Raw genomic sequence first — 13,775 nt, 5'->3', positions numbered from 1 at the left:
AACGATGAACATGATCACAAGTCATAATGCTTTCGAAGATGTGCGCGACTTTGTTCTGCGCGAGCGGCAGATGTGCGTATCGGAGCGGGAATGGAAACACCGCCTGCGCGGCTATGGCTATGCCATCCGTGAAAGCCGCGAAGGGCAGGTTGTGACCTCGCTGGTCAAAGGCAGCGATATCTGCACGATCGGCGCCGCCGCCTAAACCCGCGTCATTCCCTGACACCGCCCCCGGGCAATCGGGGCAATCGGGGCGCACGCCGGATTTCCGACTTGCAAATCCATGCTCCAGCGTATTCCGTTAGGTCGATTGCGCGATAAGCAGGGGGACGGATATGCAAACCAGAATCGGGGTGATCGGCGGCTCGGGTCTCTATGAGATCGAGGGGCTGACCGATGCCGAATGGGTCAGCGTTGAAACCCCTTGGGGCGATCCGTCGGACCGGATTTTGACCGGCACCATCGAGGGCGTGCCGATGGCCTTTCTGCCCCGCCACGGGCGCGGGCATGTGCATACCCCCACCTCCGTGCCCTATCGCGCCAATATCGACGCGCTGAAGCGCATTGGCGTGACCGACGTGATCAGTGTCAGCGCCTGCGGCTCCTTCCGGCATGAAATGGCACCGGGCGATTTCGTCATCGTCGATCAGTTCATCGACCGGACCGTTTCGCGCGAAAAATCCTTTTTCGGCCCCGGATGCGTTGGCCATGTCAGCGTGGCGCATCCCACCTGTCCACGTCTGGGCGACGCCTGCGAGGCCTCGGCCAAGGCCGCCGGCATCAACGTGCATCGTGGTGGGACGTATCTGGCGATGGAAGGCCCGCAGTTTTCCACCCTGGCGGAATCCCGGATGTACCGCGAACACTGGGGCGCGGACGTGATCGGCATGACCAACATGCCCGAGGCCAAGCTCGCCCGCGAGGCCGAGCTTTGTTATGCCAGCGTGGCCATGGTCACCGATTACGACAGCTGGCACCCCGACCACGGCGAGGTGGATGTCTCGGATATCATCGCCACCCTGACCGGCAACGCCGCCAAGGCCCGCGCGCTGGTGGCCGGGCTGCCGAGGCTTCTGGGGGCCGACCGCGCGCCTTGCCCGCATGGCTGCGACAGGGCGCTGGAGTTCGCCATCCTCACCGCCCCCGAAAAACGTGACCCGGCACTATTGGCCAAGCTGGACGCCGTGGCCGGGCGGGTTTTGTAAAGGAGTTCACATGATGTCTTTCGATCTTTGGCTTGCCTTCGTCGCCGCCTCTTGTGCGCTGCTGCTGATTCCCGGGCCGACGGTTTTGCTGGTGCTCAGCTATGCCCTGTCCAAGGGGCGTAGCGTCGCCGTGGCCTCGGCCGCCGGTGTGGCGCTGGGGGATTTCGTGGCGATGAGTGCCTCATTGGCCGGTCTGGGGGCGCTTGTGCTGGCCTCGGCCACCGCCTTTACCGTGCTGAAATGGGTAGGCGCGGTTTACCTGATCTGGCTGGGGGTGAAACTGATCCGCTCGGCCCCGCAATCGGGCTTGCAGGCCGGGCGGGTGGCGCAGGATGTCACCGCGCGCAGCGTTTTCACCCATAACGCGGCGGTCACAGCACTGAACCCCAAGTCCATCGCCTTTTTCATCGCCTTCGTGCCGCAGTTCGTGGATGCCACGGCACCGCTTTTGCCGCAGTTCGCCATTCTGGTGGCAACCTTCGTGGGTCTGGCGGCGGGCAATGCCCTGATCTATGCGCTTCTGGCCGACAGTTTGCGCCAGAGGATCGAACGGCCCGGGGTGATCGAATGGATCACCCGCGCGGGCGGGGCCACCCTGATCGGGATGGGGGTGCTTACCGCCACCCTGCGCCGCGGCACCTGACCCCCGTGGCACAACGCGCGCTTGCCACCGGGCGCGGCATGGGCCACACAAGGACCGGTTCAAAACAGACGCACGAGGCCCGCCATGCCCGCCAGCACTTCGGTCAAGGATTACATCCGCACCATCGTCGATTTCCCGCACGAGGGGATCATGTTCCGCGATGTCACCACGCTCTTTGCCGACCCGCGCGGTTTTCGCATGGCGATTGACCAGTTGCTGCACCCCTATGCCGGGGTGCGCTTCGACAAGGTCGTGGGGCTTGAGGCGCGCGGCTTCATCCTTGGCGGTGCGGTGGCGCACCAGTTGTCCGCCGGGTTCGTGCCGATCCGCAAGAAGGGCAAGCTGCCCGGCGCGGTGATCTCGGAAGAGTATCATTTGGAATACGGAGAGGCGGTCGTGGAAATCCACGACGATGCCATTCAACCGGGCGAGAAAATCCTTGTCGTCGATGACCTGCTTGCCACCGGCGGCACCGCCGAGGCGGGGATCAAGCTGATCGAACGTCTGGGCGGCGAGATCATCGGCTGCGCCTTCGTGATCGACCTGCCCGATCTGGGCGGGCGCGCGAAACTCGAGGCGCTGGGCATGGATGTCCATGCACTCTGCGCCTACGAAGGGGAGTGACCGGCGGGCTTACTCTTCTTCCTTGTGCCACTCTTCGATAATCTGCACGGCCTCCTGCGCGGTCTCGACAAAGCGGAACAGCTTGAGATCGTCTTCCGAAATCGTCCCGGCCTCGGCCAGCGCCTCCCAGTTGATGATCTTGCGCCAGAAGGGCTCACCGAACAGCAGGAAGGGCACCGGGTTCATCCGGTCGGTCTGAATCAGGGTCAGCGCCTCGAACAACTCGTCCAGCGTGCCAAACCCGCCCGGGAAACAGCACACCGCCTTGGCCCGCATCAGGAAATGCATCTTGCGGATGCCGAAATAGTGGAAGTTGAAGCATAGCCCGGGTGTCACGTATTCATTCGGGGCCTGCTCATGCGGCAGCACGATGTTGAGGCCGATGGACGATCCGCCCGCATCATCCGCGCCGCGATTGCCCGCCTCCATCACGCCCGGCCCGCCGCCGGTGGCGATGACGTATTCGCGCCCATAGGTATCCATGGATTTCATCGTCATCAGCCGGGAGAATTCGCGCGCCTCGTCGTAGTATTTGGAAAGATCGGCCAATGTCTGTGTGCGCGCCGTGTCTTTCTTCGACGGCTCAGGGATACGCGCGCCGCCGAACAGGACCACGGTGCTTTCGATGCCGCGTTCATTGAGGATCATCTCGGGCTTGAGAAGCTCCAGTTGCAGGCGCACGGGGCGCAATTCGTCCCGGCACAGGAAATCCGGGTCCGCAAAGGCCAGTCGATAGGCGGGCGCGCGGGTCTGCGGGGTATCGGGAATTTGTTCGGCGGTACTGCGATCAGAGTGGGCGTCGCGGAATTGGCTGTTGCGTTCGTCTTTCATCGCGGGCGCGTCCTTCGTATGGTCCGTTGAACAAGGCCTATCGCTTGCGGCCGCGCTTGACCAGAGAGGAAGAGAACCAAGGTGACTATCAAGGATGAGATTTCCGCCGCGCGCGACCGGATCGCGCCGCATGTTCGGCGCACGCCGGTCGGTGTGATGGACGGGTTCGGTTTGAGCTTCCCCTTCGAGGTGAAGTTTGAACAGATGCAGCACACCGGCAGCTTCAAGGCGCGCGGGGCCTTCAATACGCTGTTGTCCCATTCGGTGCCCGATGGGGGTGTCGTGGCGGCCTCGGGCGGCAACCATGGCGCGGCTGTGGCCTATGCCGCGGCCAGCCTTGGCCATCGCGCGCGCATCTATGTTCCCGAAATCGCGGGCCCGGCCAAGATGGAATTGATTCGCTCAACAGGTGCCGAACTGCAGGTGGTCAAAGGCGCCTATGCCGAGGCCGCTGCCCGCGCCGCCGAATGGCGCGAGGCGACGGGTGCCATGGAAATCCATGCCTATGACGCGCCCGCCACCGTGGCCGGGCAGGGAAGCTGCATGGCCGAATGGGAGGATCAGGGCCTCAAGGCCGATACCGTGCTGATCGCCGTGGGCGGCGGCGGGTTGATCGCCGGGGCGCTTGGCTGGCTGGGTGGCGCGCGCAAGGTGGTCGCGGTAGAGCCTGAACGCGCCTCTGCCCTGCACGGGGCACTGGACGCAGGCGCGCCGGTGGATGTCGACGTGTCCGGCGTGGCCGCCAATGCCCTTGGCGCGCGGCGCATCGGGCAGATCTGTTTCGACCTGGCTCAAGCACAGGGCATCGAAAGCGTGACGGTGCGGGACCGCGACATCACGCTGGCGCAAGAGGCGCTTTGGCGCGAGGCGCGGCAACTGGTGGAACCGGCAGGGGCCACGGCGCTGGCGGCGCTGATGGCCGGGGCCTACGTGCCGGAAGACGGCGAGCGCGTTGCGGTGCTGATCTGCGGCGGCAATATCGCGCCTGATCCGCTGGCGGTTTAATCGAACCTTTACCAAGCTTGGGACAGGCTCGGGATATGCCGCCCTTCGCCAGATCGCCGCGCAAGAGGGCGGCGATCCGACGTCGCTGATCCGTGATGCCATCCGCCGGGACCTGTTTCGCCGGACCCGCGCGAAGAAGGCCGTCAGGCCTGATGAGCGGCTCATCGCGCCCCTGCGGGCGCTTCTGGCCGAGGATTTTAGCTATGCCCGCGACTGGGCCGGATTTGCAGGCGCGGCTGGCCGCCAAGGGCTATACGCTGCGCGAGGCCGGGGCCGGCCTTGCCCTGCATTGCCGCGACAGCGGCGACAAACGCGCCAAGGCTTCGGACCTTGGCTATAGCTATTCACGCCTCCTGCGTCGCTTCAATGCGCCCTTCCCCGGCCATAGCCACGCCTATCTTTTCAACCGCGCCCGGTAACTTTGCCGCCTTTGCCGCGCGGCGCGTCGCATTGCACCCCGCGCCGCAGCCCCTTATAGGCCATGCAAAGCCAAACAACCCGACCCGAGGGAGAATGACGCCATGTCCAATGCACAGCTTGAAACCGCAATCGAGGCCGCATGGGAAATCCGTGACACCATCACGCCCAGCACCGGCGGCGAAACCCGCGACGCCATCGAAGACACCCTGAACGCCCTCGACAGCGGCCAGTTGCGCGTCGCCGAACGTCAGGACAGTGGCGACTGGCACGTCAACCAATGGGCCAAGAAGGCCGTGCTTCTGGGCTTCCGCATCAAGGACATGGAACAGCACGACAACGGCCCGCAAGGCGGCGGCTGGTGGGACAAGGTCGACAGCAAGTTCAAGGGCTGGGGCGACAATCAATGGAAAGCCGCCGGTTTCCGCGCCGTCCCCAACTGCGTGGTGCGCAAATCGGCCTATATCGCCCCCGGCGTGGTGCTGATGCCCAGCTTCGTCAACCTTGGCGCCTACGTGGACGAGGGCACCATGGTCGATACATGGGCCACCGTCGGCTCCTGCGCGCAGATCGGCAAGGGGGTGCACCTCTCGGGCGGCGTCGGCATCGGCGGTGTGCTGGAACCGATGCAGGCCGGCCCCACCATCATCGAGGACAACTGCTTTATCGGCGCGCGTTCCGAGGTGGTCGAAGGCTGCATCGTGCGCGAAGGCTCGGTCCTTGGCATGGGCGTCTATATCGGCAAATCCACCAAGATCGTCGACCGCGAAACCGGCGAGGTCTTCATGGGCGAAGTGCCGCCCTATTCGGTCGTCGTTTCCGGCTCCATGCCGACCAAGAACAACCTCAACCTCTATTGCGCGGTGATCGTCAAGCGCGTGGATGCGCAGACCCGCTCGAAAACCGGGATCAACGAGTTGCTGCGCGACTGATCCCGCTTGATTTGAATGGAGGGCGCGTTCCGCATCCCGCGGGGCGCGCCTTTTGCATTGCCCGGGCCCTTGTTTTGACAGGGCAAGGGAACTTGCAGCGCGATTGGCGGTTGAGCCATTGCATGATCCAATCGACATCCCTTGACGGCCAGGCCGCTCAATGATCGGCGCGCTTTCCACCCCCTTGTTGCTGCTTGCCTTCGGCGTGGCGGGCGCTGTTGTGGTCGTCGCCTCGGTCCGGGCGACGGCATTGGCCGATATGCTGGCCGATCGCACCCGCTTGGGCGAGGCGCTGGCCGGTGGCCTTATCCTTGGGGGCGCGACCTCTCTGTCCGGTATCATCGTCTCAACCTCGGGCGCGTGGTCCGGCGATGCCAGCTTCGCCTTTTCGAATGCCATCGGGGGGATCGCGGCGCAGACGCTGTTTCTGGCCCTCGCCGATGTGCTGCACCGCGATGCCAACCTCGAACATTCCGCCGCCCAGCCCGAGAACCTTGTTCAGGCGGTCATGCTGATTATCCTGCTCAGCCTGACCTTGCTTGGCATTTTCGGCCCCGATGTCGCGGTGCTTGGGATCCACCCGGTTTCGGTGGTGCTGTTCCTTGCCTACCTGACAGGCCTGCGCATCTCGGGGCAAGTCAGCGAAAACCCGATGTGGACGCCGGTGCAGACCCATGAAACCCGCCGCGATGAACCCGAAGACAGTGACGAGCGGCACCGCTCGGCCAAGGGCCCGGCGCTGGCCTTCCTGGGCCTTGTCGCCCTGCTTGGCACCTGCGGGTTGATCATCGGTCAGGCCGGGGGCGCGTTTATCGCCCGCTTCGGGCTGGGCTCATCGCTGGTGGGGGCCTTGATCACCGCCGTCGTGACCTCGCTGCCCGAATTGGTCACCACGCTGGCGGCGGTGCGGCGCGGGGCGCTGCAACTGGCCGTGGGCGGGATCATCGGCGGCAATACCTTCGATAGCCTGTTTTTGGTCTTTGCCGACGCGGCGTATCGCGATGGGTCGCTTTATCATGCCTTGGCGCGTGACGATGTCTATTGGCTTGCAACCGGGCTGGTGATGACCTCGGTTCTCTTGGCCGGGCTTGTTTTTCGGCAAAAGCACGGGCCGGGTCGTATCGGGCTTGATGGTGTCCTGATGATCGGGGTCTATGCCTGCGCCGTCGCGGCGCAGGTGATAAGCGGTTAGCGGTCTTTCTCAGCCCTTCTTGGGCCGCTCGCCCACCGGCCCACCGGCCTTTTTCCACCCCGAGAAACCATCCTCGATATGGCTGACACCCTCCAGCCCCATGTCTTGCGCCACCCGCGCCGACAGGGCCGAGCGCCAGCCCGATGCACAGTAGAACACAAAGCGGCCACCGCTTTGAAATTGCGGTTTGGCATAGGGGCTTTCCGGGTCGATCCAGAATTCGAGCATGCCGCGCGGGCAATGAAAGGCCCCGGGGATCATCCCCTCGCGCTCCAATTCGCGCGGGTCGCGCAGATCGACAAATGTCACGCCTTCCTGTTCGTGTAGCGCCATCATCTCGGCTGCCGGGGCGTGCTCCACCACCGCGTTGGCCTCGGCCACCATGTCACTTGCGCGTTTTATCACCTGTTCCTCCCTCGTTGCTCTGTCGTGGGCACCCTATGCCCAAGGCAACCGCATGAAAAGCCCCGCGGCCTGCCCCGGGCGCGGATTGACGGCGCCAAAGACAAGCGGTAGGGCGCGACAAGCGTAACTTGGGGCCCGGTGCCGGTATGACGAAGAAATCAGACAAACCATCGAAACAGCAGGTCTATACCCTGCTGGTGCAAGCGGGCCGCAAAGATGGCGATGGCCTGCCCGAAAAGGCCACCGGCGCGGCCCTCATGGTCTATGCCAGTGGCGTGGACGAGGCCGAGGCCGTGCGCGAAACCGTGGCCATCCTGAAACAGGCGGATATGGCCCCGCTTGACGTGAACGGCTATGGCACCCTCGCCGAACGCGAGGCCGAAGGCCATGACATAAACGACGAAGAACGCGCCCTGATGCAACGCGCGCTTGAAGAAAACGCCGTGATCGTCGCACAGGTCACCCCGTTTTACGATTAATTCGGCACGGTCTCACGCCGCGCGGTTCATCGCCAGCGTGATCGCCTCGAAGGGTTTAAGCACGGGCCAGGCGGGTTTGGCATGTTCGGGCAGGCGCGCGCGGTCGAACCCGGCCAGCACGCTGCGCGACAAAAGCTCCGGCTTGCGCCGCAATCGGCCCAGATAAAGGCTTTCCAGCGGGCATCCCGCCGCCATGATCACCTCGTGCCCCGGCAACAACAGGTGGTGATAGGTCACAAGGTCCGGGCCTTCGCCGCGCAGGGCGGATACCCCGTTGACCAAGTGCCGCGCAGGCACAAGCACCGCCTCGCGCCCGAACAGGTATTCCACCTCGCTACCGCCGATGACCAGCCGCTGTTGCGGGGCCACAAGGATATCGCGCCGCAACCCGAAATAGGGTGCCCGAAGGTGCACGGGCCGCAGGTTGCCCTTGGCAGGCACCACGCGTTTGACCACCTGAAGCACCGGCACCACTTTGCCGTCTTGGGTCATGATCAGGTCACCGCGCTTCAACCTGCGCACCGGCACCTCGCCGCCGGGGGTGGCAATCGGCACCTCGCCGGTCAGGCCCGGCATCGGGCCGATCGGCTCAACCGTGTTTGACAGCGCAAAGAACGTCACGTCGGCATCCACCACCCGGCGCCGTGCATCCGTCGTGACGCCCTGCGCATCCGACAGCAAAAGCGGATGCGGGGCATGCGGGGCGACAAGGGTGGGGGTGTCCCTCTCGGTACGCTCCACGGACAGTTGCGCCCAACGCGCCGGGGCATCCCATGCATAGCTCAGGCGCAACACGTCCATGCGCCCATCCGCCCCGATCGGCAAGGTGACATGCCGCAGGTCGTCGCCCTGCGCCTCGACAAGGACGATCCCGCCGCCGGGCAGCGATTGCAATGTGAAGCTTCCCGGCCATGGATGCGAACGGTTGAACCCCAAAAGGGTCTGTGGCCGCCCCTCGGCGGACAACCGGGTTTCAAGCAAAAGCGTCCCGCGCGGCATAAGCGTATCGCTGGCGATGGCCGGCTCGCTGTCCGTTCTGCAGGTCAGGCCCCGTGCCGCGAAACGCCCGCCAAAGCGATCCGATATGCCGATCCAGGCCAAGCTCAGGCCGCCGCGGCGCGGCGGCTCAAAAGCAACTGCGCCTCATAGGGTTTCAGGCAGGGCCGGGCCGCTGGCCCGTATCCCGTGCCGGTCTCGGGGTCGATCTCGGGGAACAGGGTACAGATTTCCTCGATGATCTCGGCCTCGAAACTCTTGGTGGTCTGTGGACCGGGCAGGAAACTCTCGGTGGCCAGCCCTTCGGAAAAGACCACCTCGTGCCGATCGAAAAGGATATGCACATAGGTCACCGTGCCGCCCTCGACGCGCCGAACGCTTCGATCGTTGACCAGATCACGCGCGGCCACCAGGACCTCGCGTTCCCCGAACAGGATTTCCGACAGGCTGTCGCGGATCAACACCCGGTGCAGCGGCGACAAAAGCAGTGCCCGGTGCCGCCCAAAGGTATTGGCCGCGATCTGGATGGGGGCAAAATCGCCCGTCGCGGACACTGTCCGGCTGCCGGTCCAGCGAAGCGGCTGTGCGCCGTTGTCTTGCGTGATCACCAGGTCATCGGCCTGCAATTCTTCCACCGCGACAAGGCCCCGGGGGGTCTTGATGCGCGTACCGGCCACGAAACAGGGCACCTGGTCGACATTGACGAACCCGACGTCGCTGGCCCCGGAGCTGCTGCTTACCTCGTAGGTAAAGGCAAACTCTTCCTCGTCGCTGTCGGCGACGATCTCGATCGTGCCATCGGCATTCAACTGGATTTGCTGGCCGGAATTAAGGGTGACGATATCGCCTGCAACCACGGATTGGCCGTTGATCTGCGTGATCGACAGCGTCCCGCCGGTGTTGTTCACATCGTTGGCCAAAAGATCAAGGGTGCCGCTGTCATTCGGGTCGATCCGGATGTTGTCGTCCATCGCGACAAGCTCTGTCTGCACGCTGTCGGCACCGATGATGAGCGTGGAATCATAGTTGGCGTCGGTGACATCCGCGATGCCGATCCGGATCGAGTTGACCTCGTCGGGGGTCACCGGAATGGTCAGGGTCAGGGTTGCGGTGAACCCGTCCATCTCGGTGTTGTACTGGCTATTGGTGTTGTCGATGAACAGGTTCTCGGCCGACCCGGCATTCAGGTTGTTGGGGTCGATATCGCCATCGCCCACCGACATTTCCACCTGCGTGCCGTTGATCCAGACGCCGACGAAATCCTGAAACGCGCCGGTGGCATACTCGGGATATTCCTCCGAGGCAAAGACGAACTGCATCGTCATCACGTTGCCGGTGGGTACGAAATCCACATCCAGGTAAGAGGCGTCATAGGTCGGCGCACCGGCGGCGGCAGTGAATGCCGGATCGTTGTTCGGGCCGCTGGAACCGGTCGTGTTCTGGCTGGATTGGTTGGCGTCCTGCCCCCACCATCCCCAGCCGCTGCTGTTGGTGAAACCGTCCAGATTCCCGGTTGAGAACATGACGCCGGTGTCGCTGGGCGTTACCCCCGGCGTGATGCTGTCGCCATTGCTGTAAATCCCCGAGGAATCCCTGTCCCCGGTGTAGGAGGCACTGACAATCGTCGTGCCCGCGCCAAAAATCGTCTCGGCCATTTCGACCGCCGACGCCCTGTCGTCAATAGGGATTTCGACCCCTCGAACCATATCTCTGCCCCACCTCGTATCCAAGGTCAGCGCAGCGTGATAAAGCCTTGCAAACATGGGGCCAAAGCCCCTGTTGCATCTTGTTTTTAGGGTTGGACTGCTCGGTCCGTGGGCTTTTGCCCGGCTATATCTTGCCCTGCCTCGGGTTTTATTGCGGGCAAGTCTATCAAGAATTTTGTAACAGGTTAAGTAAAATCAGATGTTTGCGGGCAAATACTCTGTTGCGCGGGTTTGCGCCTCGCGCCGCTTCGCGCTAGGCCATGGGCAACACGTCAAGGAAAGCTCAAGATATGTCGCATACCCCCGTTGATCCCATCGCCCTGACCGCCGATCTGGTCCGCTGCCCCTCGGTCACCCCCGAAGAAGGCGGCGCGCTTCAACTGCTTGAGGACATGCTCGGCAAGGCCGGGTTCACCTGCACCCGCGTGGATCGCGGCGGGGTCAGCAACCTTTTTGCCCGCTGGGGGGACAAGGGCGCGGCGCGCACTTTTGGGTTCAACGGCCATACCGATGTGGTGCCCCTGGGGGACGAGGCCGCCTGGACCATGCCGCCCTTCGGGGCCGAACAGAAGGATGGCTATCTTTGGGGCCGGGGGGCCACCGATATGAAATCCGGCGTTGCCGCCTATGTCGCCGCCGCGATTGATTTCGTGCAGACCACCCCGCCGAAAGACGCTGCACTGATCCTGACCATTACCGGGGATGAAGAAGGCGATGCCGTGGATGGCACCGCGGCGCTTCTGGACTGGATGCAGGCCAATGGCGAGGCGATGGATCATTGCCTTGTGGGGGAACCAACCTGCCCGGATGAACTGGGCCAGATGATCAAGATCGGGCGGCGCGGGTCGCTGACCGCATGGATCACCGTGACCGGCGAACAGGGTCACTCGGCCTATCCCCACCGTGCGCTGAACCCGCTGCCGGCCATGGCGCGGCTGATCGACAGGCTATCCAGCCACGAGTTGGACAAAGGCACCGAACACTTCGATGTCTCCACCCTTGCGCCGGTCACCATCGACACCGGGAACCCGGCAAGCAACGTCATCCCCGCGCAATGCCGCGCCACGGTGAACATCCGCTTCAACGATGCCCATTCCGGGGCCAGCCTGAGCGATTGGTTGCAATCCGAGTTGGACCGCGTGGCGCAGGAATTCGGGGTGGACGCCGGGATGGAGGTCAAGATCTCGGGCGAAAGCTTCCTTACCCCGCCGGGCGATCTGTCCGATCTGGTCAGCAAATCGGTACAGGCCGAAACCAACATGACGCCGGAACTGTCCACCACGGGCGGCACCTCGGATGCGCGTTTCGTCAAGAATCACTGCCCGGTGGTGGAGTTTGGCCTTGTCGGCAAAACAATGCACCAGGTCGATGAACGTGTCGAAGTGGCCCTGATCCCGCGGCTGAAATCCATCTATACCCGCATCCTGCGGGACTATTTCGCATGACACTGGCCGTTGCCCTGACCGATGATGTTGAAACCTGCCTGGCCCTGCGCCGGGCGGTTTTCATCGACGAACAGGGTGTCTCGGAGGCCGAGGAGATGGATGGCCGCGACGGGCAGGCGCATCACATCCTTGCCACGCTGAAGGGCCGGCCCGTGGGCTGCGCGCGCATCCTGACCAAGGGAAAGACCGGCAAGATCGGCCGCGTCTGCGTTCTCAAGGAAGGGCGGGGTAGGGGCATCGGCGCGGCACTGGTGCAGGCCTGCGTCGATCATATCGCCACGCTGCCGGGCCTGACGCGCGCCGAACTGGGCGCGCAAATCCACGCCATCGGGTTTTACGAGGGGTTGGGCTTTGCCGCCTATGGCCCGGACTACGACGATGCAGGCATCCCGCACCGCGATATGGAACGCGCCCTGTGATCCGCCCCCGGCTTGTGGTCATGGTGAAAGAACCGCACCCGGGCCGCGTCAAAACCCGGCTGGGCCGCGAGATCGGCATGACCCGCGCCGCTTGGTGGTTTCGCCACCAGACAAGACACCTGCTGCGGCGGCTGGATGATCCGCGCTGGGACCTGACACTGGCGGTCTCGCCCGACCGCGAAGGCCTGCAAAGCCGCGTCTGGCCCGGGCACCTGCCGCGCGTGGCGCAGGGGCGCGGCGATCTGGGGCGCCGGATGGGCCGCTTGCTGCGCGGGCTACCGCGCGGGCCGGTCTGCATCGTCGGTGGTGACATCCCCGGCATTACCCCGGCCCATATCGCCCGCGCCTTTGCCGCGCTGGGCGATCACGACGCGGTCTTTGGTCCCGCGCCCGACGGGGGCTATTGGCTGGTGGGGATGAAGCGCGCGGCCCCGCCGCCTGCCACCCTCTTTCAGGGCGTGCGCTGGTCCAGTGAACACGCGCTTGCCGATACGCTCGACACCCTGCCGGGGCTGCGCGTGGCCCTGGTCGATACGCTCAACGATGTGGACGAGGCGGCGGATCTGTAACGGGGATTGCGCCGCAGGCATGGCCAGCGTCGCCGCACCCGGGGGGCCAGCCCCAGCCGTTCTGGTTCGTGTGGCGCTGTGCGCTCATTGAGCAACCAAAGCTCCGTTGTTTTCATGTGGTCAAGCAAAAATAGAAGTTGATGCGGCAAGCCCAATGATGGTCTTTAGCGAATATGACCAACGCACCTGAAGAACCTACGTCACTTCAAGCAGCTGATATGCTGTTAAAGATGGCCGCCTTACTTGGGGCAAGTGTGGTGTGTGTTAAGGCCATTGACCGCTTTTTTGAATGTGTGCCGCAAGGTAGTTGGTTGGATGTATTTGGCCCCGGAATATTTGCGGCTCTCGCCATGTTATTTGCAGGAAGAATTCTAATCTGGAATATGCTTGGGTCATATATCGCCGCCATTCCAAACTGGGTTATACGCCTTCTTGTCCGTGCAGCTTTGTGTGGTGGAATGGTATTTGCACTGTCTACAACAGCGAGTGTGTTTTCACCGTTGTTTGCGGGGCAAGGCCCCGAAGACTGCCCAAAATACACAATTTTTAGTTTCTACTGACTATTCACCGACGGTGCGAGGAGCCACGCACTGGTTTTCTGGTTCCCTCGAAGAATTCTTCGAGATAATTTTGTCTCTTTCACGCCTATGGCCCGCAATAAACAAACCAAATCAATACCTTGTCCAGAGCGAGGCTCTTTACTCACCGTTTGCAAGCCACACGAAATGGAACGGCTTGGGGGCCAGCCCCCCGGACCCCCGGGCAAGTGTGTTGTTCAGGTTGGCTGATATGTTCTGTTTTCCCGGATCATGGCGTTGAGAATGATGAGTAGTTTTCGCGTCACGGCGATGATGGCCTGTTTTGGGGCTTTGCCGTTTGCTCTGAGCCTGTCCGAGAAGGCGCGCAG

The 13,775-nt window shown here is 63.4% G+C and carries 17 protein-coding genes; 13 read left to right on the top strand and 4 right to left on the bottom strand.

Annotation, left to right across the window (positions count from 1 at the left end):
- Positions 1-4: 4 nt before the first annotated feature.
- The 4 genes from RBB32_RS19165 to RBB32_RS19150 all read left to right on the top strand — a co-directional run bounded on the left by RBB32_RS19165 (position 5) and on the right by RBB32_RS19150 (position 2,472).
- Positions 5-205: a hypothetical protein gene (locus tag RBB32_RS19165; RefSeq protein WP_306155054.1), complete on the top strand. Its 201-nt coding sequence runs from the start codon at positions 5-7 to the stop codon at positions 203-205.
- Between the two features lie 130 nt (positions 206-335).
- The gene (locus RBB32_RS19160) at positions 336-1,205 is read left to right on the top strand and encodes an S-methyl-5'-thioadenosine phosphorylase (RefSeq protein ID WP_306155053.1); all 870 of its coding nucleotides are present in this window, start codon (positions 336-338) and stop codon (positions 1,203-1,205) included.
- Between the two features lie 13 nt (positions 1,206-1,218).
- Positions 1,219-1,848 carry a LysE family translocator gene (locus RBB32_RS19155; RefSeq protein WP_306155052.1) on the top strand — a complete coding sequence of 210 codons (630 nt, stop codon included), beginning with the start codon at positions 1,219-1,221 and terminating at the stop codon, positions 1,846-1,848.
- Between the two features lie 84 nt (positions 1,849-1,932).
- Positions 1,933-2,472, top strand: coding sequence for an adenine phosphoribosyltransferase (locus RBB32_RS19150; RefSeq protein ID WP_306155050.1), 540 nt, complete (start codon positions 1,933-1,935; stop codon positions 2,470-2,472).
- Positions 2,473-2,481: 9 nt separating this feature from the next.
- On the opposite strand, the gene RBB32_RS19145 is transcribed toward RBB32_RS19150, so the two are convergent.
- Positions 2,482-3,303: a TIGR00730 family Rossman fold protein gene (locus tag RBB32_RS19145; protein WP_306155048.1), complete on the bottom strand. Its 822-nt coding sequence runs from the start codon at positions 3,301-3,303 to the stop codon at positions 2,482-2,484.
- An 81-nt stretch (positions 3,304-3,384) separates the two neighbouring features.
- On the opposite strand from RBB32_RS19145, the gene RBB32_RS19140 reads away from it, so the two are divergent.
- From RBB32_RS19140 to RBB32_RS19125, 4 genes are all read left to right on the top strand, one after another.
- Positions 3,385-4,308, top strand: a complete 924-nt coding sequence (locus RBB32_RS19140) for a threonine/serine dehydratase (protein WP_306155046.1) — start codon at positions 3,385-3,387, stop codon at positions 4,306-4,308.
- Positions 4,309-4,511: 203 nt separating this feature from the next.
- Positions 4,512-4,727: a hypothetical protein gene (locus RBB32_RS19135; protein WP_306155044.1), complete on the top strand. Its 216-nt coding sequence runs from the start codon at positions 4,512-4,514 to the stop codon at positions 4,725-4,727.
- A 102-nt stretch (positions 4,728-4,829) separates the two neighbouring features.
- A complete protein-coding gene (gene dapD / locus RBB32_RS19130; protein WP_306155043.1) occupies positions 4,830-5,657 on the top strand; it encodes a 2,3,4,5-tetrahydropyridine-2,6-dicarboxylate N-succinyltransferase in 828 nt (275 codons plus the stop codon).
- A 160-nt stretch (positions 5,658-5,817) separates the two neighbouring features.
- On the top strand, positions 5,818-6,849 hold the full coding sequence (locus RBB32_RS19125; RefSeq protein ID WP_306155042.1) for a sodium:calcium antiporter: 1,032 nt from the start codon (positions 5,818-5,820) through the stop codon (positions 6,847-6,849).
- Between the two features lie 9 nt (positions 6,850-6,858).
- Here RBB32_RS19125 and RBB32_RS19120 read toward each other — a convergent pair whose 3' ends face one another.
- Positions 6,859-7,251, bottom strand: a complete 393-nt coding sequence (locus RBB32_RS19120) for a rhodanese-like domain-containing protein (protein ID WP_306155105.1) — start codon at positions 7,249-7,251, stop codon at positions 6,859-6,861.
- Positions 7,252-7,400: 149 nt separating this feature from the next.
- Here RBB32_RS19120 and RBB32_RS19115 point away from each other — a divergent pair, with 149 nt between their 5' ends.
- A complete protein-coding gene (locus tag RBB32_RS19115; RefSeq protein ID WP_306155041.1) occupies positions 7,401-7,733 on the top strand; it encodes a hypothetical protein in 333 nt (110 codons plus the stop codon).
- Positions 7,734-7,745: 12 nt separating this feature from the next.
- Here the strand turns inward: RBB32_RS19115 and RBB32_RS19110 are convergent, their stop codons facing one another.
- Positions 7,746-8,834: a Hint domain-containing protein gene (locus RBB32_RS19110; RefSeq protein ID WP_306155040.1), complete on the bottom strand. Its 1,089-nt coding sequence runs from the start codon at positions 8,832-8,834 to the stop codon at positions 7,746-7,748.
- Positions 8,835-8,836: 2 nt separating this feature from the next.
- The gene (locus RBB32_RS19105) at positions 8,837-10,435 is read right to left on the bottom strand and encodes a Hint domain-containing protein (RefSeq protein ID WP_306155039.1); all 1,599 of its coding nucleotides are present in this window, start codon (positions 10,433-10,435) and stop codon (positions 8,837-8,839) included.
- Positions 10,436-10,725: 290 nt separating this feature from the next.
- Between RBB32_RS19105 and dapE the strand changes: the two genes are divergently transcribed.
- The 4 genes from dapE (at position 10,726) to RBB32_RS19085 (ending at position 13,428) form a co-directional block, all read left to right on the top strand.
- A complete protein-coding gene (dapE, locus tag RBB32_RS19100; protein WP_306155038.1) occupies positions 10,726-11,880 on the top strand; it encodes a succinyl-diaminopimelate desuccinylase in 1,155 nt (384 codons plus the stop codon).
- Positions 11,877-12,299, top strand: a complete 423-nt coding sequence (locus RBB32_RS19095; RefSeq protein ID WP_306155037.1) for a GNAT family N-acetyltransferase — start codon at positions 11,877-11,879, stop codon at positions 12,297-12,299. The genes dapE and RBB32_RS19095 overlap by 4 nt, the downstream gene beginning before the upstream one ends.
- Entirely contained in the window at positions 12,299-12,868 is a 570-nt protein-coding gene (locus RBB32_RS19090) for a TIGR04282 family arsenosugar biosynthesis glycosyltransferase (protein ID WP_306155103.1), read from the top strand. Before RBB32_RS19095 ends, RBB32_RS19090 begins: the two co-directional genes overlap by 1 nt.
- Positions 12,869-13,041: 173 nt before the next feature.
- Positions 13,042-13,428, top strand: a complete 387-nt coding sequence (locus tag RBB32_RS19085; protein ID WP_306155036.1) for a hypothetical protein — start codon at positions 13,042-13,044, stop codon at positions 13,426-13,428.
- The last annotated feature ends 347 nt before the right edge of the window (positions 13,429-13,775 follow it).

It is taken from the genome of Roseovarius sp. MMSF_3281 (assembly GCF_030733685.1).
Taxonomy (GTDB): domain Bacteria; phylum Pseudomonadota; class Alphaproteobacteria; order Rhodobacterales; family Rhodobacteraceae; genus Roseovarius.
This window is presented reverse-complemented; position numbering and strand designations above follow the sequence as displayed.

What these genes read in the sequence shown, in the direction of transcription:
- RBB32_RS19125 (WP_306155042.1), top strand. Translation starts at nt 5,818, where the DNA reads ATGATCGGCGCGCTTTCCACCCCCTTGTTGCTGCTTGCCTTCGGCGTG.
- RBB32_RS19135 (WP_306155044.1), top strand. Translation starts at nt 4,512, where the DNA reads ATGCCCGCGACTGGGCCGGATTTGCAGGCGCGGCTGGCCGCCAAGGGC.
- RBB32_RS19145 (WP_306155048.1), bottom strand. Translation starts at nt 3,303, where the DNA reads ATGAAAGACGAACGCAACAGCCAATTCCGCGACGCCCACTCTGATCGC.
- dapD (WP_306155043.1), top strand. Translation starts at nt 4,830, where the DNA reads ATGTCCAATGCACAGCTTGAAACCGCAATCGAGGCCGCATGGGAAATC.
- dapE (WP_306155038.1), top strand. Translation starts at nt 10,726, where the DNA reads ATGTCGCATACCCCCGTTGATCCCATCGCCCTGACCGCCGATCTGGTC.
- RBB32_RS19165 (WP_306155054.1), top strand. Translation starts at nt 5, where the DNA reads ATGAACATGATCACAAGTCATAATGCTTTCGAAGATGTGCGCGACTTT.
- RBB32_RS19160 (WP_306155053.1), top strand. Translation starts at nt 336, where the DNA reads ATGCAAACCAGAATCGGGGTGATCGGCGGCTCGGGTCTCTATGAGATC.
- RBB32_RS19150 (WP_306155050.1), top strand. Translation starts at nt 1,933, where the DNA reads ATGCCCGCCAGCACTTCGGTCAAGGATTACATCCGCACCATCGTCGAT.
- RBB32_RS19105 (WP_306155039.1), bottom strand. Translation starts at nt 10,435, where the DNA reads ATGGTTCGAGGGGTCGAAATCCCTATTGACGACAGGGCGTCGGCGGTC.
- RBB32_RS19155 (WP_306155052.1), top strand. Translation starts at nt 1,219, where the DNA reads ATGTCTTTCGATCTTTGGCTTGCCTTCGTCGCCGCCTCTTGTGCGCTG.
- RBB32_RS19085 (WP_306155036.1), top strand. Translation starts at nt 13,042, where the DNA reads ATGACCAACGCACCTGAAGAACCTACGTCACTTCAAGCAGCTGATATG.
- RBB32_RS19095 (WP_306155037.1), top strand. Translation starts at nt 11,877, where the DNA reads ATGACACTGGCCGTTGCCCTGACCGATGATGTTGAAACCTGCCTGGCC.
- RBB32_RS19115 (WP_306155041.1), top strand. Translation starts at nt 7,401, where the DNA reads ATGACGAAGAAATCAGACAAACCATCGAAACAGCAGGTCTATACCCTG.